Genomic DNA, 20633 nt, shown 5'->3' with positions numbered 1-20633 from the left:
GACGTCCAGCCAATGCTTCATCGGCCTCACAGAATATGAATCAGCCTTCCAAAGCGTGACTTTTTGCAGCGGGAACATCGAATAGATGGCGTCGTTAACGAGACGCAACCCCAGCAAAGGAGAAGCAAAATGTACAAGATTCTACTTGTCTCCAGCGCCCTTGCGCTGTCGTCTTTTGCCACCAATGCTCTGGCTGACGGAGCCGTCACCGGTGCTGCCGGTGGCGCCATCACCGGCGCGATTGTCGGTGGTCCCGTGGGTGCTGCCGTTGGCGGCGTGGCCGGCGGTGTTGCCGGCGCCGTTATCGATCCGCCGCCGCGCGAGGTCGTCACCTATGTCGAACAGCAGCCGGCCCCGACCTCTCGCGTGGTCGTCGAACAACCGATCGTCGTCGGCAAGCCGCTTCCGGCTGATGTCGTCGTCACTCCGGTGCCCGACAACCCGAAATATGCCTATACCGTCGTCAACGATCGCCGTGTGATCGTCGAGCCCCGCACCCACCGCGTGGTGCAGGTGATCGAATAATAAGATCGTCGAAGCCGCCTGCTGCGGCTCGGCTACCTCAGGCCCCGCTTCGGCGGGGCCTTTTCGTTTGCTTGCGCCAACGCATCCTTGCCTGCGCCGGTTCAAGCCCTATAGGCGACGAGTACGGCGCCTCCGGCAATCATGATGACGCCGAGCCAGTTCGGCAGCGTCAGGCGTTCACCCAGGCAGAGCACAGCAAAGACAGAGACGAAGACGACGGAGAGCTTGTCGATCGGCGCCACCCGGGCGGCATCGCCGAGCTTCAAGGCCCGGAAATAACAAATCCAGGATGCGCCGGTGGCAAGACCGGAGAGCACCAGGAACAGCCAGCTCCTGCTCGACACCGAGGACGGCTCCTGCCAGCTGCCTGATACGGAGACCATGATTGCCGCCGCCAGCAGGATGACGATGGTGCGAATGAAGGTCGCGAAGTCGGAATTGACGTTCTCGACGCCGACCTTGGCGAAAATCGCGGTAAGCGCTGCGAAGCAGGCGGAAAGAAGCGCCCAAAGCGGCCAGCTTGTGAGAAGGCTTTTCATGCAGCTTGTCCCCGCCCTCCGCCTCTCTTTCTCCCGCAGGATCAGACCTTCAGCTCGCGCCGCTCACGCTCGGTGACCATGGCGAGGTCGAGAACCTTCTGCAGGTTGGCGGCGTGGCGGAAATTGGGATCCGGCTGGATGCGGCTTGCTACCGCCTCGGCGAAGCGCTGGTAGTTGGTCGGCACCGGCGTCACCTCGATCTCCCTCCAGGTGGCGGTCTCGGCATCCTCGCCCAGGCAGCCGCGCAATTCGGAACCGCCGGGGCGATGAATGACCTCGAGGCTGCCTTTCTCGCCGTAGATGCGCAGCTTCAGTTCATTCAGATGGCCCGTCGCCCAGCGGCTGGCATGGATGACGCCGAGCGCGCCGTTTGCGAAATCGACCGACATGGTGAAGCTGTCATTGGCGTCGAGCATATATTCGCCGATCTGGCCTCCCGGCGCCTTGTTGAAGGTCTTCAGCCGCGCGAAGACATGATCGATGTCGGTCGCGGCGCCATAGGCGGCGAAATCGAGGATGTGGATGCCGACATCGCCGAGCACACCGTTCGAGCCATGCCCGGTGGACAGCCGCCACAGCCAGGTCGATTCCGTGCGCCAGTCGCCCCAAGCACGCGAGACGAGCCAGCTCTGCAGATAGGATGCCTCGACATGTTTGATCGTGCCGAGCTCGCCGGCGAGCACCATCTCGCGGGCGCGCTGCAGCGGCGCGACATTGCGATAGGTGAGGTTGACCATGTTGATGATGCCGGCCTTTTCGGCCGCTTCCGTCATCTCCAGCGCCTTCGGATAATTTTCCGCCAGCGGCTTCTCGCAGAGCACATGTTTGCCGGCGGCGATCAGCGCCAGCGTCGTCGGGTGATGGATGCGGTCGGGCGTGATGTTCGTCGCCGCATCGAATTCGCCCCAGGCGATCGCCTCATCCAGCGACAGAAACCGCTTTTCGATGCCGAACTTGTCGGCGAAGGCGGAAAGCCGGTCGGGATCGGTGTCGACGGCGCCGACCACCGTTACGCCGTCGATTTTGCTGAAGTGGGTGAGCTGGTTTTTCGCCATCACGCCCGTGCCAAGAACGAGTAGTCGCATGAATGCTCCTCAGCGGTAACCGGCTTCGCCGGCCTGGTGCAGTTTCGGGCCGCGTTCGACGATCGGCTCCAGCGCCTTTTCTACCGGCACATTTGGAGCGTCGGTAATAGCAGTCAACGCCGCTTCAGGGTTATACGCCCACTTGACGCCGTTGATCAGCACCTTCTGGACATTGGCGTCGTGATAGGTCGGATAGGTCTCGTGGCCGGGGCGGAAATAGAAGATATTGCCGGCGCCGCGCCGCCAGGTCAGGCCCGAGCGGAACACTTCGCCGCCCTGGAACCAGGAGATGAACACGGTTTCCAGCGGCTCCGGCACCGAGAACTGCTCGCCGTACATTTCCTCGTTCTCCAGTTCGAAATGCTCGCCGATGCCGGCGGCGATCGGATGGCGCGGGTTGATCGTCCACAGCCGCTCGCGCTCGCCCGCCTCGCGCCACTTCAGCGCGCAGGGCGTGCCCATCAGCCGCTTGAAGATCTTCGAGAAATGACCGGAATGCAGCACCAGCAGGCCCATGCCCTCCCAGACGCGCCTGGCGACACGCTCGACGACGACGTCGGAGACCGCACCATGATCCTTATGGCCCCACCAGGTCAGCACATCGGTCTCGGCAAGCCGGGCCTCGCTGAGGCCATGTTCCGGCTCCTGCAGCGTCGCCGTCGTCGCGGAGATGGCGGGATCCGTATTCAGCGCATCGGCGATCGCCGTGTGCATGCCTTCGGGGTAAATGCCGCGGACGATCTCATTGGTATTCTCGTGGATATTCTCTCCCCAGACGACGGTGCGAATGGCCATGCTGTGCTCCTGTAGAGTGGAAGTCCCGAAAGGCGGGAAGGCAGGATTCAAAGCGCTTTGGAAACTGGCGCCGCGTGCGCCTCATTCTCCTCCACGTTCAAGCAACACATAGCCCTTTGTCAGGAATTTGACAAAGGGGAAAATTTCTCTCGTGGGCGGACAACGGCTTTAGGAAATATCGCAGCAATATCAATGCGAAACGGATTTCGAAAACAGGTTGACGACGACGACGCCGGATACGATCAGCCCAAGCCCGAGGATTGCCGGCAGGTCGAGCCGTTGCTTGAAGAAGATCAGCCCGACCGAGGAAATCAGCACGATTCCCAAAGCGCTCCAAATCGCATAGGCGATACCGACCGGGATGCTCTTCAGCGTCAGCGACAGGCAATAGAAGGCGGCCGCATAACAGGCGACGACGAGCGCCGTTGGCCCGATACGGGTGAACTGCTGTGACAATTGCAGCGCGGTGGTGCCGATGACTTCGAGCACGATGGCGGCAAAAAGCAGCCCGTAGACGGCGGCCTGGCTCATGACGAATTCCTTTTCGGATTACTTGCCGGTCAGCTCCACGAGGCGGACGATGAGATCCCGCCTCAGGGCACCGTCGATATCGTGGCTTTCCAGCGTGTCCGCGAACCAAAGCCCGTCGGCGGCAAACCGCACGATCTGGGCGTCGAGCGAGGAATCGGTGCCGACATATTCCTCTGCCCGCGCCTGCACCCACTGGCGCCAGCGCAGACGCAGTCGGGGTTCGGCAAGCAGCGCGATCGTCACCTGCGTCCAATTTCTGGAATCGTCGGGACGGTGCTTGAGACCGGATACCGCCATGACGTAAGCGCGTGTGAAACGGCCCTGCGGCAGCGGATCTCCCCGCATCAGCTCCTCGATATCGGCGTCGAACGTTTCAAGCAAGCTCACGAATAGGGCGTCGAGCAACGCATTCTTGGTCGGGAAGTGATGCAGCAGCCCGCCCTTGCTGACGCTGGCGGCGGCCGACACCGCATCGAGCGTGACCGCGCCCATGCCTTCGCTCGCAGCAAGACGCGCGGCGACATCCAGCAATTGCTGGCGCACGAGGGCCGGTTGTTTCTTGCGGTGATGAGCGTTCGACATGCGAGATAAAGATACCGTCCGGACGGTTTTGTCAAGAAGAATCGATGGACCCCTTGCGGCGCCGGCATTATGCGCGAAATGCCGCGGCAGCTTGATGACAGTTGCGATCATTTTCCGCCCGGTGCATGAAAGGGCGGGGAAAGACATTTGGGGTGGTTTCGTGACGGAGAAGGTCATCACTTTATATCAAGCGATCGGCGGCGATCCCGCCGTCAGGGCGCTGACGCATCGTTTCTATGAGCTGATGGACAGGCTGCCGGAGGCAAGCAATGTGCGCGCCGTGCACCCGCCGAGCCTTCAGGAGAGCGAAGAGAAATTCTACGAATATATGAGCGGTTATCTCGGCGGCCCGCCGCTCTATACCGACAAACGCGGCCATCCGCGCCTGCGCGGCCGTCATTTCGTCGCCGAGATCGGCCCTGTCGAGCGCGACGAATGGCTGTTCTGCTTCCGCCGCGCCCTCGACGAGACGATATCAAGCCGGGCGCTGCGCGATCTCATCTGGGCGCCGGTCGAGCGCCTCGCCTACCACATGCAGAACAAGGAACAGCCATGAGCCTGAATGCGCGTCTGGAACCGGCGCTCTATCTCTTTGCCGGCCTGTTCGGCGTGGCCGGCGTCGCGCTTGCCGCTCTTGCCGCCCATGGCGGCGGGCAAGCCAACCTGGCCGCATCGGCATCCGCCATGTGCCTGGCGCACGCCCCTGCCCTGTTGGCATTGGCTCTCGGCACCGCAAGGCTCAAAACCGCCTGGCTGGCCGGTTTTCTGATGATTGTCGGAACGCTGCTCTTCGCCGGCGACCTGGTCTCGCTGCGTTTTGCCGGTTCCGGCCTCTTCCCCTATGCCGCGCCGACCGGCGGCTGGGCGATGATGCTTGGCTGGCTGGCGGTTGCGGCGGGCGCGGTCTTGCGGGTTCGGGCGTAGATCTCCCCTTCTACCCGGGCGGGAAGAAGGTGCCCGAAGGGCGGATGAGGGGCTACGGACGCCAAGCTAACTGTCAGCGGCTATATCCCATCGACCACATTGAAGCCCTCAAACACCGGCGGTCCCTTATACATCGCCTTGCGGTCGCCGGCATTTCGGTGCGCGGCGCGAAAATTCTCGGACTTCGTCCAGTTCTGAAAATCCGCTTCGCTCTTCCAGACCGTGTGCGAGGAATAGAGCGTATAGCCTTCCTCTTCGTTGGCCTTGCCGCGCAGCAGGCGAAATTCGACGAAACCGGGCACCTCGGCCAAGCTGGAATCGCGATTGCGCCAAACCGTCTCGAAATCACTCTCGATGCCGGCTGCGACCTTGAAGCGGTTCATTGCGATATACATGAAATCTCCCTACGCCTTCCGCTTATCGGCCCTTGCCGCAAGCGCGGGAAAGGCGAGAATATTATTGCCGTTTGCCGCCGCCGGGCCAAGTGCTCTCGTTGTCGCTTCTCCAGGCATGCGCGCCTCCCAGGTCGGGAACAGCGTCACATTCTGATAGATCCGCTGGCGTTCGGCATGCTGCTGAAAAAGTTCGTAGAGTTCGGGCACGAGTCCGTCGCCGCTCTGCGCGGCGAGCTTGTGCAGGCCGATCATGGTGAAGCCGTCGGGGTGCTGGTCGTTCATCGGGAATTGTCTCGTTCGTTCATCGTCTGCAGTGCACGCTCCAGGCTGGATTTGCTGCCGTTGCGCAGCGGGATGAAGGCCTTGCCGAACTTCTTGCAGCCGGTCTTCACCCGAAGGCAGGCATCGTGGCTGATACAGTCGATCGGGCAGAAGACGCAGTCGACCGAGGGAAGCACGGTATCGATGCGGGACACCGCTTCGCGCAGGCCGCCGTCGTGATGAATGAGCTCGGCGCCGAAATTGCTGCAGATTTGGCGAAGATGCGCCACCTGGCAGTCGCGCCCGCCGACATAGAGGAAACTGCGGCCATCCAGTTTGGACCGTCCGGGGGATGCCTGACTTGCGTCCTCGCCCGCGCTGTCGCGGACCTCCCGGTTCGAACCCTTCTTGCCCTTGCGAGCCATTTACCACCCGTTCGCTCGTTGATCGTCACACGATTCCTGCGTGTGCGAACGGACCTTATTAAACTTGATTTTTATAGTAAAGTATAAAGTTGATTATTCTTATCATATTTATTCAACTTCAATCGGCACCGCCGTAAAGTTCCTTCCGTTTCCACCCGGCGTTGGACCGAATGGTGCTGCGCGCCTGACGGCATCGACGGCAAGCCGATCGATTTCCGGAATGCCGGATCCGTTGACCACGCGGACGGACGTCAAACCGCCGCTGCCATTCACGGAAAACGAGATGACGACAGTTCCTTCGACACTGCGAGGTGTCCTCATCGCACGACGAATACGGCTGCGGACCTTTCCGTCATAATTGGCAAAGGCTGCAGTTCCGATTCCATTGTTATTCCCGGCTGTGCGCGAGTTTTGATCTGACTGCGTTGAAGGATTACCTTCGGCAACACCACGCGTAGAATCCTGCTGCGCCTCGCCTTTCGACCCGGCAGTCTTTTTCGGCGGGCGCTTTTTCTCGACCGGTTTCGGCTTTTCCTCAGTCACTGCTTTCGGTTTCGGCTTCGGCGTCACGACCTCCTGCGGCACGTCCGGCTCCGGCTGCACCTCGGCCGTTTCGACGGGCTTGACCTCCTCGGGCTCGACTGCGGCGAGAGGAGGCGTCTCGGATGGCTGAACGACCGGGGGTATCTCGGCAGCAGGCTTTTGCTCCTCGGGAACGACCGTCGACATTGGTTGTGCGACGGCAGTTTCCGCCGGAACTTCGGAAACGAGGATTTCCGGCTCGACCGCCGCCGCAGTCTCCGGCGAAACGCGCGTTACCTCTGGAAAAGAGGCTAGCTGGATCGGATCCTGAGGTACGGGCGAGACTTCGGTCGGCTGGATTGTCTCCGGCTCTACCGCCTCTGGAATGATTTCTTCCTGTACGGTCACATCGGTCTCGCCTGCAGCGGTCTGGTCGACGTCGGAATTACCATACATGACGACGCTGACAGTTTCGCCGGCTTCCTCGATTGCTTCTTCCGGAATGTGGGGGAAGGCAACGATCAGCATTGCGGCCAACGTCGCATGGAAAATCAGCGAACAAAAGCAACTCAGCGCCACCCGCCGCCGCACCGGTGTCTTCTCTGCTTCTTGTTTTTCCACCGCCGCGTCCATCGGCGGCGCGGAAACGGGAGCTGCCGGCGCAGTTTCCGGATGATCCGGGAAGGATGAAATCTGCGCGAAACGCGTGTAGTGGATCACCGTTTCGCCGGCCGGCTGCCGCTGCGCGTTGCGCAGTTCGGAGAGCTCGTGGCCGGGATGCATGCCGGGCGTGTTGTCGTTCAGGCTGCCGCCGGCGTCCGCCTCCCCGATGAGCACCTGTCTCGATCTGGTTTTCGCTGAAATCGCCATTGTCTATGCCTCGGACAGCCTGAAACATGCCCGCCGGGGATCATCCCCGGCGTCTTCTTAGCCCTCGAAGGGAACGGAAATCTGCGACCGGGCGACGAGGCCCTTCATGCATTCGCCGGCAGCCGGCCCGTCGCAGACCGGCGTGTCGTTGATGAGGATGCGGGTCACGCTCTCGCATTTGACATTCGGCATGTCGAACTGACGCACGCGCTTCTTACCCTGCGGCAGATCGCGGAAATCGAGTACCGTGATGCGGTCGACGGCGTTCTTGTCGTTGAAGAAGGCGAGTTCGAAGGAGACCTTGTTGATGGCGGCGGGCAGGTGGTTGAGCGCGACGAAGGTCATCATGCAGCCCTTCTGCGAGGGCGCCAGCGCGTTGAGCTCGACATTGAGAGAGGCTGCCGGCGCCGTCTCCTGTGCCTGGCATACGCTCGCAACCGCCATCACCCAGCCGGCCGCAACGGCCGCAAACCTACCCGTCATGATCTTCTCCGCCATTGTCGCAGGCCGCCGGCAGGCGGCAGCAAATCAGCAATCTCAAAAACTTGACTACGTTAGTCTCCTATTGCGTCTTTAAAAAACTATGAGTAAGAAAGTCAAGTTAATTGTCACCACACCGGGGACCACCGATCCCCGGCTTCACGGAATTGCCAACCGACATGATGGTTGAAAAGCCAGATAGCTTTAAGCATGCGCCGCTGCCCAGCGAGCCGGCGGCGCAACAGCGGATCGTCGACAGCGCGGATCTTTTCCGCGGCACGAACGAGATCGTGATCAGACACGACGGGCTGGTCTACCGCCTGAAGATCACCCGCCAGGGCAAGCTCATTCTTAATAAATAGGGCCAATAAGTAGGTAAGACATGACTGAACAGAAAAGACCGGCGCCAGCCGAAATCCGTGCGTTTCGCGCTGAAAATCCAAAGATGCGCGAGCGCGATATCGCCGCCCGGCTGAAGATTTCCGAGGCAGCCCTCGTCGCCGCCGAAACCGGCATCAGCGTGACCCGCATCGATGGCAGCGCGCTGAAGCTTCTGGAACGCGTCGCCGGCCTCGGCGAAGTGATGGCGCTGTCGCGCAACGAAAGCGCCGTGCACGAGAAGATCGGCGTCTTCGAAAACATCAAGATGGGCATGCAGAGCGCGATCGTGCTCGGCGAGAACATCGACCTGCGCATCTTCCCGAGCCGCTGGGAGCATGGTTTCGCCGTATCCAAAAAGGATGGCGACCAGGAGCGTCTCAGCCTGCAATATTTCGACAAGGCGGGCAACGCCGTGCACAAGGTGCATCTGCGACCGAATTCGAACGTCGAGGCCTATCACGCGATCGTCGCCGAATTGAAGCTCGAAGACCAGTCGCAGGAATTCGTCGAGGCGGAGATCTCCAATGCCGCCGATGAAGCCGCAGATGTCGACCGCGACGCGCTGCGCGACAACTGGAGCAAGCTCACCGACACGCATGAGTTCTTCGGCATGCTGAAGCGCCTGAAGATCGGCCGCCAGGCGGCCATCCGCAGCGTCGGCGACGACTATGCCTGGAAGCTCGACAACGGCGCGACGGCGGAGATGATGCATGCCTCGGTGAAATCAGGTCTGCCGATCATGTGTTTCGTCGCCAATAATGGCATCGTCCAGATCCATTCCGGCCCGATCTTCAACGTGCAGACCATGGGCCCGTGGATCAATATCATGGACCCGACCTTCCACCTGCATCTGCGCCAGGATCACATCGCCGAGACCTGGGCCGTGCGCAAGCCGACCAAGGACGGCCACGTCACTTCGCTCGAGGCTTACAATGCTGACGGCGAGATGATCATCCAGTTCTTCGGCAAGCGCAAGGAAGGCTCTGACGAACGCGCCGAATGGCGTGAGATCATCGAAAACCTGCCGCGGGCAGCAAGTGTCGCCGCATAAGGATCCCAACGATGACGATGCGTAACAATCTGCGCCGAATCCGCCCCTGGCAACTGGCGCTGACGGCGGCCGTCATGGCGCTGCCGCTGATCCCTTCGGCGCCGGCGGTCAAAGGCATCGCCTTTGTCCGCGCCGCCCGCGCCGAGGACAGCAAGCTCGACACGTCGCGCCTGGTTTCGGTCGGCGGCGATATCACCGAGATCGTCTATGCGCTCGGCGAGGAAAGCCGGCTGATCGCCCGCGACACGACGAGCACCTATCCGGAAGCGGCGCTGAAACTGCCCAATGTCGGTTATATGCGCGCGCTCTCGCCCGAAGGCATCCTCGCCATGAACCCGACGGCGATCATCGCCGTCGAGGGTTCGGGCCCTAAGGAGGCGCTGGCCGTGCTGAAGAATGCCAGCGTGCCCTTCGAGACCGTGCCGAGCGCGTTCACCCGCGACGGCATCATCGCCAAGATCGATCGCGTCGGCGCGCTGCTCGGCGTGCCCGACAAGGCGAAGGCGCTTGAAGGAAAGGTCGCGGCCGATCTCGATGCGGCGATCGCCGACGCAGAAAAGCGCCCGGAGGCCGAACGCAAGCGCGTTCTCTTCATCCTCAGCGCCCAGAACGGCCGGATCATGGCCTCGGGCACCGGCACGGCGGCCGACGGCATCATCCAGCTTGCCGGCGCCGTCAATGCCGTCGGCGCATTCCCCGGTTATAAGCCGTTGACGGACGAGGCGATCATCGAAGCCAAGCCCGACATCATCCTGATGATGAACCGCGGCGATGGCGCCGGCACCAGAAACGAGGACCTGCTGGCCCAGCCGGCGATCGCGCTGACGCCGGCCGGCGAGAAGAAGGCGATCGTGCGGATGGACGGCATCTACCTGCTCGGCTTCGGCCCGCGTACGGCCGCCGCCGCGCGCGAGCTCAACGCGGCGATCTACGGGGGCTGATCATGGCCCTGCCGCAAGCAATGACGCAACGAGGGCGACGCTTTGCGATGGCAGAGATCGGCGAAACCAGGCGGGCGGGCGACAGAACGCGGCTCGCCGTGCTGGCGATCGCGCTGCTTGTCGCCGGCTCCGCCTTCGCGATGCTGTTTTCGGTGACAACAGGCGCCTCGGATGCCTCGATCCTCGACGTCATCGGCAACATGACCGGCTCGGAGGCGGCGCTGAGCGCCCGTGCCCGGATCATCATCTTCGATATCCGCCTTCCCCGCACGATCCTCGGCTTTCTGATCGGCGCCTCGCTGGCTGTCTCCGGCACGGTGATGCAGGGCCTGTTCCGCAATCCGCTCGCCGATCCGGGCCTTGTCGGCGTCTCCTCCGGCGCAAGCCTCGGCGCGGTCGCCATGATCGTGCTCGGCAGCGGTCTCGCGGCACCGTTCCAGGCATTCTTCGGCATCTATGCCTTGCCGGTGGCCGCCTTCGGCGGCGGTCTGGTCACGACGCTGCTGCTCTACCGGATCGCCACCCGTCACGGCCAGACCTCGGTGGCGACGATGCTGCTTGCCGGCATCGCGCTCGGCGCGCTCACCATCGCCCTGACCGGCCTGCTGATCTACGTCGCCAACGACCAGCAGCTGCGCGACCTGACCTTCTGGAGCATGGGCTCGCTTGCCGGCGCCACATGGACGAAGATCGCCGCCGCCGGCCCGATCATCCTGCTGTCCTTCATGGCCCTGCCCTTCATGGCCCGCGGCCTCAATGCCATCACGCTCGGCGAGGCAGCCGCCTTTCATATAGGCGTGCCGGTGCAGCGGCTGAAGAATGTCGCGATCGTCGGCGTCGCCGCGGCGACCGGCGCTTCCGTCGCCGTCAGCGGCGGCATCGGCTTCGTCGGCATCGTCGTGCCGCACATCCTGCGCATGGCGATCGGCCCGGATCATCGTTTCCTGCTGCCGGCCGCAGCCCTGCTCGGCGGCTCGCTGCTGATCTTCGCGGATGTCCTGGCGCGCACCCTGGTCGCCCCTGCCGAACTGCCGATCGGCATCATTACCGCAGCGGTCGGCGGCCCCTTCTTCCTGTGGATCCTGCTGAAGCAGCGTTCGCGCCTTGCCCTGTGAGCGATCTTGTGAGTGACGTGCAGATGATCAAAGTGTCCGGCCTCTCCGTGCGCCTTTCCGGCAAATTAATCATCAGTGACGTCGCCTTCACCGCGAAGGCCGGCGAGCTGACGGCGATTGCCGGGCCGAACGGCTCCGGCAAGACGACGACGATGAAAGCGATCTCCGGCGAGCTTGCCTATGATGGCTCGGTGCGCATCGGCGGCGGCGAGGTGCGAGGACTGAAACCCTGGCAGCTTGCGGCCATTCGCGGCGTGCTGCCGCAGGCAAGCACCATCTCCTTTCCCTTCACCGTGCGCGAGATCGTCCGCATGGGCCTGACCTCGGGCCTCAATCTCAATCCCGACCAGGCCGATGAGACGGCGGCCGCAGCTCTTGCGTCCGTCGACCTTTCCGGCTTCGAAGGCCGTTTCTATCAGGAACTCTCCGGCGGCGAGCAGCAGCGTGTGCAGCTTGCCCGCGTGCTTTGCCAGATCGCCGAGCCCGTCGTCGACGGCAAGTCCCGCTGGCTGCTGCTCGACGAGCCGGTCTCCAGCCTCGACATCAGCCATCAGCTGACCATCATGTCGCTCGCCCGCGATTTCTGCGAACGCGGCGGCGGCGTCATCGCCGTCATGCACGACCTCAACCTGACGGCGCTCTTTGCCGACCGCCTCGTGCTGATGAAATCCGGCCGCCTCGCCGCCGCCGGCGGCATCGATGAGGTGTTGACCGATAAGACCATGTTCTCGGTCTTCGGCTGCGCGCTGCGCATCAATCAGGTGCCTGCCGACGGCACGCCCTTCGTGCTCGCCCACAGCGCCGTTTCCCAGCGCTAACCGCCGAGCCCGGCGGAACTTTTGAGCGCCCGGCACGTTCTCGGCAGTGATTTGGGTCAATGCCGCGCGGTCTCCTCTATGCAACGAACGGTGGTGACCCGGTGCAGAACAGGCGGGCTTGCGCGCGCCCCAGCCAATGGAGACAGCCATGACCTATTCCATCTTTCACTCCGGCCGCAGCCGCCGCAACGGCACCTTCCACAATTTCGAATCCGGCATCGAGGAACAGATCGAGGCGCTGCGCGATGAGCTCGCGGAACTGACGCGCCTGGTCGGCAAGAGTTCGCGCCATCAGGGCGATAAGATGCGCAGCCAGGCAAGCGCCGGCTATGAGGAACTGCTCAGCCGCAGCGAGGATCTCTTACGCGAATTGCAGCATGGCTACGAGCGCGGCGCGACCGAGATGCGCGAGACCGTGCGCAAACATCCGCTGGCAACGATCGGCGCCGCAGCCGCCTTCGGCCTGGCCATCGCCTTCCTCGCGCGGCGCTGAGGAAGCGCGATGCTCTCGATCCTCAGCCTGCTGACAGGCGCAAGCGTGCATCGGACCGTCGCGCGCGCCAAGCGCACTAGCATCTTCCTTGCGCTCGCCCTGCTCTTCCTCCTCACCGCCTATGCGCTGGCCGTCACCGCCGGCGCCATCTGGCTCGCCGGCATCTACGGCCCCGTCGGCGCCGCCCTCTTCCTGGCCGCTTGTGCGCTGCTGATCGCCGTCATCCTGGTGGTGGTGATGGTGATGATCAACGCCCAGGACAAACGCCGCGCCCGCGAGCGCCGCGCGGCGTTGGAATCGTTGGCGGCAGTCGGGCTCGGCCTCGTCCGCGCCCAGCCCCTGCTGACCGCCGGCGTGCTGGCGGCCATCGTCGCGGCCAATCTGGTGGGATCGAAGCGGGAGGATTGAATTCCTTGCATCGCGCCTCCCCGACGCCGAAGAGGTGGTGCTCCGAATGACGATCGATCTCTAAAACGATGCAAAAAGCCGGCGCCGCTACAGGCAGCCGGCCTCTCGATCTCTCCTCAGAACGCAAACGCCTTCGAGGTCAGCGGCGCCGAGGTAGCATCCGGGCCGAAATCGGCTTCGCCCGAGATTTGCAGCAATTCCTGCAGGCGTTGGCGGGCGCGGTTGACGCGGCTCTTGATAGTGCCGACGGCGCAGCCGCAGATTTCGGCGGCCTCCTCGTAGGAAAAGCCCGAGGCGCCGACGAGGATGATCGCTTCGCGCTGGTCCGGCGGCAGCTGGTCGAGCGCCTTCTTGAAGTCCTGCAGATCGAGCGCGCCATATTGCGAGGGATGCATCGCCATCGATTCGGTGAACAGGCCGTCGCTGTCCTGCACCTCGCGGCCGCTTTTCCGCATCTGGCTGTAGAGCTCGTTGCGCAGGATCGTGAAGAGCCAGGCCTTCATATTGGTGCCCATCTCGAAATGATCCTGCTTGGCCCAGGCTTTCATGATCGTATCTTGGACAAGATCGTCGGCACGGTCGTGGCGGCCGATGAGCGAGATTGCAAAGGCGCGAAGACTGGGCAGGGCCGCCAGCAGTTCCCGCTTGAAGCTGGGTTGCATTTTATCTTCCATGCGGCGATCCTATTCGGCCATCTTGGCGGAAGCCATCATCTCGGCATGGTCGAGCTTTTCGAGAAGATCGAGAAAACGATCCGGGATCGCTTCACCCTGTGCGGCCGCATAAAGCGACCGCAATTTGACGCCGATCTGGTTGTTCGGGTCCAGGATATCGCTTGCCCGCAGCTCCAGCTTGCGCTGATCGGCTGCTTCTTTCTTGCGTGTGGTCATCAATTCGTCTTCTCGCCGGTTGTCTGTTCTGGGGGCGTGCACGGGCATCATCACGACTTCAACCAGCGAGACCGAGGCTTTCGATGATCGATGTCGCCGAGGTTTGCCGCTGCGTGGGTCAAAATGCTACGCCCTTTCTATGTCGGCTGGAATAATGCGGCGCGGCAAAAAAAGTTCCTGCCGTTCCGGAACTTTTTTATCAAGATGACGTTAATCGGTCATTGAAGCCAATGCCGGCCTGTATACAGGAGCCATATATGACACTTTCTACTCGAATTGCGCCGCACCTGCCTTATCTGCGTCGCTATTCCCGCGCACTGACCGGCACTCAGACTTCGGGCGACGCCTATGTCGCCGCCGTTCTTGAAGCCATCATCGCCGATCTGTCGATTTTCCCGGATACGGCGAATGACCGGGTCGCCCTCTACAAACTGTTTACGCAACTGTTTGGTTCCACTGCAGTTCAGATTCCAGAGCCGACCTCGCCATATGCGTGGGAACAGCGCGCCACCCTCAATCTGTCCAAAGTTTCGCCAGGCGCCCGTCAGGCCTTTCTGCTCGCTTCCGTGGAGAATTTCCGCGTCGCTGAAATCGCCGAAATTCTCGAGCTCGACGAACAGGATGTCATGCAGCTGCTCGACAAGGCTTCGCAGGAGATTTCCCGTCAGGTGGCAACCGATATCATGATCATCGAGGACGAGCCGTTGATCGCCATGGATATCGAGCAGATGGTCGAAAGTCTCGGCCATCGCGTCACCGGCATTGCCCGCACCCATGCCGAAGCCGTCGCGCTCTACAACAAGACGAAACCGAGCATGGTGCTCGCCGACATCCAGCTTGCCGACGGCAGTTCCGGCATCGATGCCGTCAACGACATTCTCAAGACGTCAAGCGTGCCGGTGATCTTCATCACCGCTTTCCCGGAACGGCTTCTGACCGGCGAGCGCCCCGAACCGACTTTCCTCGTCACCAAACCTTTCAACCCCGACATGGTCAAGGCACTGATCAGCCAGGCGCTTTTCTTCAATGAATCGACCAAGGTAGCCGCCTGAGACGCAATTTTCCGGCCTTCGGAACCAAACCGTCGAAACAGGCGTTCCGGTGCTGCCGGGACGCGCCGAAGGCCTTAACGGTTTTTGCAGCGCTTTGTTCTAAAGTTGGCAGACGGTTTCTGAAGGGGCGTTCCCTTCAGCGACGTTCAAGACGTCACAAGGAAAGGCGGCCGAGTGAATACGACTGAACCATTGTCGGGCACGCCTTTCACCTTCGAAGGCAAAGCCGCAATGATGGAACGGGCGCTCGGCAGCGCCGGTATTTCAATACTCTGCCAGGACGCCCGGCTTTCGATTTTCTACGCCGAAAATTTGCCGCCGTATTTCGCGGCGCGCTTCATGCCCGGCGGCACTGATGCCGGCCTTTTCGGTGATATCCATGGGCAGTATCTGACAGCGCTGAAACACAAGGTGCTGGAGACCGGCATCCCCAACAATGCCGAGGTCGAGATCGACGTCGACGGCGAAATGCGCACCTATGAACTGAAAATCCAGCGCACCGGTGCACGCGGCACGCATGGGCTTCTGTCCGTCATGACGGAGGTCACCGAAAGCCGGCATCGTGAAAAAGTACTGAAATCGCTGCTGCGCGAACTCTCGCACCGCTCGAAGAACCTTCTCGCCATCATCCAGGGCATTGCCACGCAGACGGCGCGCAACACGCTCTCTCTCGACAGCTTCCTCCTGAAGTTCCGCGGGCGGCTGCAATCGCTTTCCAATTCCCAGGACCTGATCACGGATTCGAGCTGGCGCGGCGCTTATCTCTTCGAACTCGCCGAAAAACAGTTCGCCCCCTACTGGCCGGAAACATCAGGCTCCATGCCGATCTACGGCATCAACGCGCATCTGACGCCGAATGCCGCTGTGCATCTTGGACTTGCCCTCCACGAACTCATCGTCAACTCCGCCTCCTATGGCGCGATTGCCGGCGGCGCTGCCTCCATCACGCTCAACTGCCGGGAAGCTGCGATCGGCGACAGAAGGGCGATCGAGATCGCCTGGGCGGAAGTGCTGCAGGATCAGTCGGAAGTCCACGAATTCAGCGACAACAGCTTCGGCCGCACCGTGCTGGAGCGTGTCGTGCCCTCGTCGGTCAACGGCAAGGCGGAACTGAACCTTGTGCCGGGCCGCATCGAATATCGGCTGACCATTCCCGAGACCGAATTCGAGATCTTCAAGCGCATCTGAAGTGGGAAAATAAGACGAGCGAAACACAGAAAAACAGCCGGTGCGAGGGCGGCGCACCGGCTGTCTTCACTCACCGGGAGGGGACCGTGAGTACGTCCGGATAGTGGGTTGGGGGCGCGCATGTTGGGTCGATGCGATCACCATCCGGATATCGCAATAACGACGACGTCCAAATTTGGTTCCCTGCGATCGTAAATAATTCCACTTTTTTGACTCCTTTTTTCGGACTCCCCTTCTGAGCCGAACGCGCAAATATTTCGCAGGCCTGAGGCGGGGAAATTTCTCGTGTGAAAACAGCGGCTTGCGCAAGCATGGAAGAGAGCGAACCGTCAAAATTTTACCGTTTGATAAATTTTTAAACCTGAGTTACGCTTTCCCTCACAGGCCGTTTACCAATAATGAGGGAACTTCAATGGAACGACTGGAAACTGGGATTCATGCCGGCCGGCTATCGCCCGCCGAGTATGAGGCTAATTTTTCCGATCTGCATCCACGCCTCGACAATCACGAGGCGCTGGTCGCCGCCGACCGCTGTTATTTCTGCTATGACGCGCCGTGCATGACGGCCTGTCCCACCTCGATCGACATTCCGCTCTTCATCCGGCAGATTTCGACCGGCAATCCGATCGGCTCGGCGAAGACGATCTTCGATCAGAATATCCTCGGCGGCATGTGCGCCCGCGTCTGTCCCACCGAAGAGCTCTGCGAACAGGCCTGTGTGCGCAACACGGCGGAAGAACGGCCTGTCGAGATCGGCCGCCTGCAGCGTTACGCGACCGATGCCGCCATGCAGGCCGGCAAGCAGTTCTATATCAGGGCCGAAGCATCAGGAAAGAAGATCGCCGTCGTCGGCGCCGGCCCGGCAGGACTGGCCGCTGCGCACCGCCTGGCGGTGAAGGGCCACTCGGTCACCATCTACGATGCCAGGGAAAAATCCGGTGGCCTCAACGAATACGGCATCGCCACCTATAAGACGGTCAACGACTTCGCCCAGCAGGAAGTCGATTACATCATCTCAATCGGCGGTATCGAGGTGCGCCACGGCGCCCTTCTCGGCCGCGATTTTTCACTTGCCGATCTGCAGGCGCAATATGATGCCGTCTTCCTCGGCATCGGCCTTGCCGGCGTCAACGCGTTGCGCATCGAGGGCGAAAACCTTGCCGGTGTCGACGATGCCGTCGATTTCATCGCCAAACTGCGTCAGGCTGATGACAAGAGCGATATCGCCATCGGCCGCCGCGTCGTCGTCCTCGGCGGCGGCATGACGGCGATCGACGCTGCCGTGCAGGCAAAGCTGCTCGGCGCCGAGGAGGTGACGATCTGTTACCGCCGCGGCAAGGAGCATATGAACGCCTCGGAATACGAGCAGGATCTGGCAAGCTCCAAAGGCGTCATCATCCGCCATTGGCTGGCGCCGAAGTCGATCCTGGCTCAGGACGGCAAGGTCGCCGCCATCGAAGTGGAATACACCAAGCTCGTCGAAGGCCGCCTCGTCGGCACCGGCGAAACCGGCGTGATTGCCGCCGACCAGATCTTCAAGGCGATCGGCCAGACCTTTGACGCCTCCGGCCTCGGTTCGCTTCGCATGGAATCCGGTCGCATCGCGGTCGACGTCGAGGGCCGCACCTCCCTCGACGGCGTCTGGGCCGGCGGCGACTGCGTCTTCGGCGGCGAGGATCTTACGGTTTCCGCCGTCGCGCACGGCCGCGACGCGGCTGAATCCATCCATCGCGCCCTCTCCGCAGCAGCCGCTCCGGCTGTCGCGGTTGCTTGAAGGGGAGAATGAACAATGGCTGATCTCCGCAATAATTTCGTCGGCATCAAATCCCCCAACCCGTTCTGGCTGGCGTCAGCGCCGCCGACCGACAAGGCCTACAACGTCGAGCGCGCCTTCAAGGCCGGCTGGGGCGGCGTGGTCTGGAAGACGCTCGGCGAGGAAGGCCCGCCCGTCGTCAACGTCAACGGCCCGCGCTACGGCGCGATCTGGGGCGCCGACCGCCGCCTGCTCGGACTCAACAATATCGAGCTCATCACCGACCGCGACCTCTACACCAACCTGCGTGAAATGAAGCAGGTCAAGATGAACTGGCCGGACCGGGCGCTGATCGCCTCGATCATGGTGCCCTGCGAGGAACAGGCCTGGAAGTCGATCCTGCCGCTGGTCGAAGAGACCGGCGCCGACGGCATCGAACTCAATTTCGGCTGTCCGCACGGCATGTCGGAACGCGGCATGGGATCGGCCGTCGGCCAGGTGCCGGAATATATCGAAATGGTCGTGCGCTGGTGCAAGCAGTACACTCGCATGCCCGTCATCACCAAGCTGACGCCCAACATCACCGATATTCGCCGTCCCGCCCGCGCCGCCAAGGCCGGCGGCACCGATGCCGTCTCGCTGATCAACACGATCAATTCGATCGTCTCCGTCGATCTCGACAATTTTGCCCCCAACCCGACGGTCGGCGGCAAGGGCAGCCATGGCGGTTATTGCGGCCCGGCGGTCAAGCCGATCGCCCTCAACATGGTGGCCGAAATCGCCCGTGATCCGGAAACCTACGGTCTGCCGATCTCGGGTATCGGCGGCATCACCACTTGGCGCGACGCCGCCGAATTCCTCGTTCTCGGCGCCGGCAACGTCCAGGTCTGCACCGCGGCGATGACCTACGGCTTCAAGATCGTAGACGAGATGATTTCGGGCCTCTCCGACTGGATGGACGAAAAGGGCCACCGCACTCTCGACGACATCACCGGCCGCGCCGTGCCCAATGTCACCGACTGGCAATATCTGAACCTCAACTACGTCGCCAAGGCGAAGATCGACCAGGATGCCTGCATTAAATGCGGCCGCTGCCACATTGCCTGCGAGGACACCTCGCACCAGGCGATCACCAACGTCGTCAATGGGCTGCGCCATTTCGAGGTGATCGAAGAGGAATGCGTCGGCTGCAATCTCTGCGTCAACGTCTGTCCGGTCGAGAACTGCATCACCATGGAACCGCTGGCTGCCGGCACCCTCGACAAGCGCACCGGCCGCGTCGTCGATCCGAACTATGCCAACTGGACGACACATCCAAACAACCCGATGGCCCGCCAGGCGGCGGAGTGACGAATGGCAACGCCGCGGCGAATATCGCCCGCGGCGTGCTTCGGATCGCTGGAGCTGTCGCGCAAAGTGCGCGGTCGCCGGCCTGAGATTGGCTCAAGTGGCGCCGCCGGTCCTGTGAGGCCCCCTGCGCATCTCCAACTCATGCTCGTATGGTCCCGCATGCCCTCCGGTTCTCATGAAGTGCTTATCGATCTCGGCGATGATCACTTCACCCTTCTCTCCGGCATTTAGCCGGATGAGAGCATCGAGTTTTGCTTCCGTGCGGTCATCGTTTTCCTTTGAAGACGGAGAGCCGATATAAAGAAAATAGGCAAGACCAACGACCTGCCAGAGCAATTGCAGGAATTCGGACTGCCAGTTTTCAAAGGTGTCTCTGCTCATTTCCATGAGATAGGCATTGATATCAGGCGCTTGCCCGTGGCTCTGCTGCTCGCCGACAAAGGCGAACCAACCGAACATCCAATGGCCGACGAGCGAAAATAGAAAGAATGCGACGGTGATCCAGGCATAGGCGTACTTCTTGAACATGATACCTCCTTTGGAAGGCTTCCCTCCTCGAGTGCCGGCGGTCGCGACCAACAGCATTTGCCGAGATCCATATCAGCCGATCCCGGGCCTGCCCTTCAAGCGATCCGGCCCGGAGACCGCGGATGACGTCGATGAACGCGCTGATTGCGCCCGACATTGTGAACTTGTCCCTACTGGAAACCTCTAACGGTTCTAGAAGGGCGGGGTTCCTCGAAACCGCTCCGCTCCGGAGGAGGCTTTCGCATAATGTCCAGATGCGGCCTTCGAGACAGTTCCTGTCGGCGCCCCGCCGGGACGGCCGAGTGACGGCTTTGCAACGCTGCGGCAAAGTTCGATCCGCAACATTAGACTTATGACGAGCACGCGGCACGCCGCAGCGTACCAACGAAGAGGAGGCAGCCCTGGCTCCCAATCACCTCACCGACTTCAGCTTTTGAGGTCACGTCGAACCGGCGTAAATCCTTCCCGTCCGAAGCCCGGGTCAAGACCTGGTTCATGGCGACGTCGAACTGATCGAAAACTCGGCCGCGCCGATCCCTGCTCTTGCGGTTCCAGGAGATTGATGACCGCCGGATCCGACGCCGACGTCATCGGGGAGCTTCCGCTCCTGATAGAATTGCCGTGATAATGAACTCTGGATATGAGTGGTCTTCATCACTGAAACGGCGATGTTCAACCGGCATCATCAGCCCTTTGGCCGACCTAAGCCGAAACCCTCTCGGGGCGTGCGG

27 protein-coding genes are annotated in these 20633 nt (G+C 61.8%); 14 read left to right on the top strand and 13 right to left on the bottom strand.

From position 1 onward, the window contains the following. Positions 1-129 precede the first annotated feature (129 nt). Positions 130-525, top strand: coding sequence for a DUF1236 domain-containing protein (locus MHI61_RS07100; RefSeq protein WP_097665115.1), 396 nt, complete (start codon positions 130-132; stop codon positions 523-525). 101 nt (positions 526-626) lie between these two features. Here the strand turns inward: MHI61_RS07100 and MHI61_RS07095 are convergent, their stop codons facing one another. The 5 genes from MHI61_RS07095 to MHI61_RS07075 form a co-directional block, all read right to left on the bottom strand. Further along, positions 627-1064 carry an EamA family transporter gene (locus MHI61_RS07095; protein WP_239791460.1) on the bottom strand — a complete coding sequence of 146 codons (438 nt, stop codon included), beginning with the start codon at positions 1062-1064 and terminating at the stop codon, positions 627-629. A gap of 41 nt (positions 1065-1105) precedes the next feature. After that, positions 1106-2149 (bottom strand): Gfo/Idh/MocA family oxidoreductase, encoded by a 1044-nt coding sequence (locus MHI61_RS07090; RefSeq protein WP_097578201.1) that lies wholly within the window; start codon positions 2147-2149, stop codon positions 1106-1108. A 9-nt stretch (positions 2150-2158) separates the two neighbouring features. Continuing rightward, entirely contained in the window at positions 2159-2944 is a 786-nt protein-coding gene (locus MHI61_RS07085; protein WP_239791459.1) for a ThuA domain-containing protein, read from the bottom strand. Between the two features lie 189 nt (positions 2945-3133). Next, positions 3134-3475, bottom strand: a complete 342-nt coding sequence (locus MHI61_RS07080) for an SMR family transporter (RefSeq protein WP_239791458.1) — start codon at positions 3473-3475, stop codon at positions 3134-3136. A gap of 18 nt (positions 3476-3493) precedes the next feature. Continuing rightward, entirely contained in the window at positions 3494-4057 is a 564-nt protein-coding gene (locus MHI61_RS07075; protein WP_239792796.1) for a TetR/AcrR family transcriptional regulator, read from the bottom strand. Positions 4058-4217: 160 nt separating this feature from the next. Here MHI61_RS07075 and MHI61_RS07070 point away from each other — a divergent pair, with 160 nt between their 5' ends. Then, entirely contained in the window at positions 4218-4613 is a 396-nt protein-coding gene (locus tag MHI61_RS07070; protein ID WP_239791457.1) for a group II truncated hemoglobin, read from the top strand. Then, positions 4610-4981, top strand: a complete 372-nt coding sequence (locus MHI61_RS07065) for a DUF423 domain-containing protein (RefSeq protein WP_239791456.1) — start codon at positions 4610-4612, stop codon at positions 4979-4981. Before MHI61_RS07070 ends, MHI61_RS07065 begins: the two co-directional genes overlap by 4 nt. 80 nt (positions 4982-5061) lie before the next feature. Here the strand turns inward: MHI61_RS07065 and MHI61_RS07060 are convergent, their stop codons facing one another. The 5 genes from MHI61_RS07060 to MHI61_RS07040 all read right to left on the bottom strand — a co-directional run bounded on the left by MHI61_RS07060 (position 5062) and on the right by MHI61_RS07040 (position 7937). Further along, entirely contained in the window at positions 5062-5376 is a 315-nt protein-coding gene (locus MHI61_RS07060; RefSeq protein ID WP_239791455.1) for an antibiotic biosynthesis monooxygenase, read from the bottom strand. A gap of 9 nt (positions 5377-5385) precedes the next feature. Next, positions 5386-5658 carry a hypothetical protein gene (locus MHI61_RS07055; RefSeq protein WP_012484938.1) on the bottom strand — a complete coding sequence of 91 codons (273 nt, stop codon included), beginning with the start codon at positions 5656-5658 and terminating at the stop codon, positions 5386-5388. Then, positions 5655-6062, bottom strand: a complete 408-nt coding sequence (locus tag MHI61_RS07050) for a DUF2325 domain-containing protein (protein ID WP_039621588.1) — start codon at positions 6060-6062, stop codon at positions 5655-5657. The genes MHI61_RS07055 and MHI61_RS07050 overlap by 4 nt, the downstream gene beginning before the upstream one ends. Before the next feature lie 108 nt (positions 6063-6170). Continuing rightward, positions 6171-7454, bottom strand: coding sequence for an energy transducer TonB (locus MHI61_RS07045; RefSeq protein WP_239791454.1), 1284 nt, complete (start codon positions 7452-7454; stop codon positions 6171-6173). Between the two features lie 57 nt (positions 7455-7511). Then, the gene (locus MHI61_RS07040; protein WP_239791453.1) at positions 7512-7937 is read right to left on the bottom strand and encodes a hypothetical protein; all 426 of its coding nucleotides are present in this window, start codon (positions 7935-7937) and stop codon (positions 7512-7514) included. A gap of 176 nt (positions 7938-8113) precedes the next feature. Between MHI61_RS07040 and MHI61_RS07035 the strand changes: the two genes are divergently transcribed. The 7 genes from MHI61_RS07035 to MHI61_RS07005 all read left to right on the top strand — a co-directional run bounded on the left by MHI61_RS07035 (position 8114) and on the right by MHI61_RS07005 (position 13141). Further along, positions 8114-8296 carry a hemin uptake protein HemP gene (locus tag MHI61_RS07035; RefSeq protein WP_010023267.1) on the top strand — a complete coding sequence of 61 codons (183 nt, stop codon included), beginning with the start codon at positions 8114-8116 and terminating at the stop codon, positions 8294-8296. Positions 8297-8316: 20 nt separating this feature from the next. After that, positions 8317-9366, top strand: a complete 1050-nt coding sequence (locus tag MHI61_RS07030) for a ChuX/HutX family heme-like substrate-binding protein (protein WP_239791452.1) — start codon at positions 8317-8319, stop codon at positions 9364-9366. Positions 9367-9377: 11 nt separating this feature from the next. Further along, positions 9378-10307, top strand: coding sequence for an ABC transporter substrate-binding protein (locus tag MHI61_RS07025; RefSeq protein WP_239791451.1), 930 nt, complete (start codon positions 9378-9380; stop codon positions 10305-10307). Between the two features lie 2 nt (positions 10308-10309). Then, entirely contained in the window at positions 10310-11422 is a 1113-nt protein-coding gene (locus tag MHI61_RS07020; protein WP_239791450.1) for an iron ABC transporter permease, read from the top strand. A 23-nt stretch (positions 11423-11445) separates the two neighbouring features. Beyond that, positions 11446-12240, top strand: coding sequence for a heme ABC transporter ATP-binding protein (locus tag MHI61_RS07015; RefSeq protein ID WP_239791449.1), 795 nt, complete (start codon positions 11446-11448; stop codon positions 12238-12240). Between the two features lie 148 nt (positions 12241-12388). After that, on the top strand, positions 12389-12733 hold the full coding sequence (locus tag MHI61_RS07010; protein ID WP_097604204.1) for a DUF883 family protein: 345 nt from the start codon (positions 12389-12391) through the stop codon (positions 12731-12733). 9 nt (positions 12734-12742) lie between these two features. Beyond that, positions 12743-13141 carry a hypothetical protein gene (locus MHI61_RS07005; RefSeq protein ID WP_222145431.1) on the top strand — a complete coding sequence of 133 codons (399 nt, stop codon included), beginning with the start codon at positions 12743-12745 and terminating at the stop codon, positions 13139-13141. A gap of 116 nt (positions 13142-13257) precedes the next feature. Here the strand turns inward: MHI61_RS07005 and MHI61_RS07000 are convergent, their stop codons facing one another. Then, positions 13258-13815 (bottom strand): RNA polymerase sigma factor, encoded by a 558-nt coding sequence (locus tag MHI61_RS07000; RefSeq protein ID WP_064684848.1) that lies wholly within the window; start codon positions 13813-13815, stop codon positions 13258-13260. A gap of 9 nt (positions 13816-13824) precedes the next feature. Then, positions 13825-14031 (bottom strand): NepR family anti-sigma factor, encoded by a 207-nt coding sequence (locus MHI61_RS06995; RefSeq protein WP_012484947.1) that lies wholly within the window; start codon positions 14029-14031, stop codon positions 13825-13827. A 257-nt stretch (positions 14032-14288) separates the two neighbouring features. Between MHI61_RS06995 and MHI61_RS06990 the strand changes: the two genes are divergently transcribed. The 4 genes from MHI61_RS06990 (at position 14289) to preA (ending at position 19374) form a co-directional block, all read left to right on the top strand. Continuing rightward, positions 14289-15083: a response regulator gene (locus MHI61_RS06990; protein ID WP_020922074.1), complete on the top strand. Its 795-nt coding sequence runs from the start codon at positions 14289-14291 to the stop codon at positions 15081-15083. Positions 15084-15275: 192 nt separating this feature from the next. Further along, entirely contained in the window at positions 15276-16271 is a 996-nt protein-coding gene (locus MHI61_RS06985) for a sensor histidine kinase (RefSeq protein ID WP_170964835.1), read from the top strand. Between the two features lie 412 nt (positions 16272-16683). Beyond that, positions 16684-18045 carry an NAD(P)-dependent oxidoreductase gene (locus tag MHI61_RS06980; RefSeq protein WP_239791448.1) on the top strand — a complete coding sequence of 454 codons (1362 nt, stop codon included), beginning with the start codon at positions 16684-16686 and terminating at the stop codon, positions 18043-18045. A 15-nt stretch (positions 18046-18060) separates the two neighbouring features. Beyond that, complete coding sequence (preA, locus tag MHI61_RS06975) at positions 18061-19374, top strand: NAD-dependent dihydropyrimidine dehydrogenase subunit PreA (protein ID WP_183844326.1); 1314 nt, start codon at positions 18061-18063, stop codon at positions 19372-19374. A 93-nt stretch (positions 19375-19467) separates the two neighbouring features. Here preA and MHI61_RS06970 read toward each other — a convergent pair whose 3' ends face one another. Further along, complete coding sequence (locus tag MHI61_RS06970; RefSeq protein ID WP_097581911.1) at positions 19468-19902, bottom strand: DUF6766 family protein; 435 nt, start codon at positions 19900-19902, stop codon at positions 19468-19470. Positions 19903-20633: the final 731 nt, after the last annotated feature.

This window comes from Rhizobium sp. K102, from assembly GCF_022385315.1.
Taxonomy (GTDB): Bacteria; Pseudomonadota; Alphaproteobacteria; order Rhizobiales; family Rhizobiaceae; genus Rhizobium; species Rhizobium croatiense.
The sequence above is the reverse complement of the archived record's forward strand: the minus strand, read 5'-3'. Positions and strand labels throughout refer to the sequence as shown.

Excerpts from the sequence above, each read along its gene's own strand:
- MHI61_RS07100 (WP_097665115.1), top strand. The coding sequence starts at position 130 with ATGTACAAGATTCTACTTGTCTCCAGCGCCCTTGCGCTGTCGTCTTTT.
- MHI61_RS07095 (WP_239791460.1), bottom strand. The coding sequence starts at position 1,064 with ATGAAAAGCCTTCTCACAAGCTGGCCGCTTTGGGCGCTTCTTTCCGCC.
- MHI61_RS07090 (WP_097578201.1), bottom strand. The coding sequence starts at position 2,149 with ATGCGACTACTCGTTCTTGGCACGGGCGTGATGGCGAAAAACCAGCTC.
- MHI61_RS07085 (WP_239791459.1), bottom strand. The coding sequence starts at position 2,944 with ATGGCCATTCGCACCGTCGTCTGGGGAGAGAATATCCACGAGAATACC.
- MHI61_RS07080 (WP_239791458.1), bottom strand. The coding sequence starts at position 3,475 with ATGAGCCAGGCCGCCGTCTACGGGCTGCTTTTTGCCGCCATCGTGCTC.
- MHI61_RS07075 (WP_239792796.1), bottom strand. The coding sequence starts at position 4,057 with ATGTCGAACGCTCATCACCGCAAGAAACAACCGGCCCTCGTGCGCCAG.
- MHI61_RS07065 (WP_239791456.1), top strand. The coding sequence starts at position 4,610 with ATGAGCCTGAATGCGCGTCTGGAACCGGCGCTCTATCTCTTTGCCGGC.
- MHI61_RS07060 (WP_239791455.1), bottom strand. The coding sequence starts at position 5,376 with ATGTATATCGCAATGAACCGCTTCAAGGTCGCAGCCGGCATCGAGAGT.
- MHI61_RS07055 (WP_012484938.1), bottom strand. The coding sequence starts at position 5,658 with ATGAACGACCAGCACCCCGACGGCTTCACCATGATCGGCCTGCACAAG.
- MHI61_RS07050 (WP_039621588.1), bottom strand. The coding sequence starts at position 6,062 with ATGGCTCGCAAGGGCAAGAAGGGTTCGAACCGGGAGGTCCGCGACAGC.
- MHI61_RS07045 (WP_239791454.1), bottom strand. The coding sequence starts at position 7,454 with ATGGCGATTTCAGCGAAAACCAGATCGAGACAGGTGCTCATCGGGGAG.
- MHI61_RS07040 (WP_239791453.1), bottom strand. The coding sequence starts at position 7,937 with ATGACGGGTAGGTTTGCGGCCGTTGCGGCCGGCTGGGTGATGGCGGTT.
- MHI61_RS07035 (WP_010023267.1), top strand. The coding sequence starts at position 8,114 with ATGATGGTTGAAAAGCCAGATAGCTTTAAGCATGCGCCGCTGCCCAGC.
- MHI61_RS07030 (WP_239791452.1), top strand. The coding sequence starts at position 8,317 with ATGACTGAACAGAAAAGACCGGCGCCAGCCGAAATCCGTGCGTTTCGC.
- MHI61_RS07025 (WP_239791451.1), top strand. The coding sequence starts at position 9,378 with ATGACGATGCGTAACAATCTGCGCCGAATCCGCCCCTGGCAACTGGCG.
- MHI61_RS07020 (WP_239791450.1), top strand. The coding sequence starts at position 10,310 with ATGGCCCTGCCGCAAGCAATGACGCAACGAGGGCGACGCTTTGCGATG.
- MHI61_RS07015 (WP_239791449.1), top strand. The coding sequence starts at position 11,446 with ATGATCAAAGTGTCCGGCCTCTCCGTGCGCCTTTCCGGCAAATTAATC.
- MHI61_RS07010 (WP_097604204.1), top strand. The coding sequence starts at position 12,389 with ATGACCTATTCCATCTTTCACTCCGGCCGCAGCCGCCGCAACGGCACC.
- MHI61_RS07005 (WP_222145431.1), top strand. The coding sequence starts at position 12,743 with ATGCTCTCGATCCTCAGCCTGCTGACAGGCGCAAGCGTGCATCGGACC.
- MHI61_RS07000 (WP_064684848.1), bottom strand. The coding sequence starts at position 13,815 with ATGGAAGATAAAATGCAACCCAGCTTCAAGCGGGAACTGCTGGCGGCC.
- MHI61_RS06995 (WP_012484947.1), bottom strand. The coding sequence starts at position 14,031 with ATGACCACACGCAAGAAAGAAGCAGCCGATCAGCGCAAGCTGGAGCTG.
- MHI61_RS06990 (WP_020922074.1), top strand. The coding sequence starts at position 14,289 with ATGACACTTTCTACTCGAATTGCGCCGCACCTGCCTTATCTGCGTCGC.
- MHI61_RS06980 (WP_239791448.1), top strand. The coding sequence starts at position 16,684 with ATGGAACGACTGGAAACTGGGATTCATGCCGGCCGGCTATCGCCCGCC.
- preA (WP_183844326.1), top strand. The coding sequence starts at position 18,061 with ATGGCTGATCTCCGCAATAATTTCGTCGGCATCAAATCCCCCAACCCG.
- MHI61_RS06970 (WP_097581911.1), bottom strand. The coding sequence starts at position 19,902 with ATGTTCAAGAAGTACGCCTATGCCTGGATCACCGTCGCATTCTTTCTA.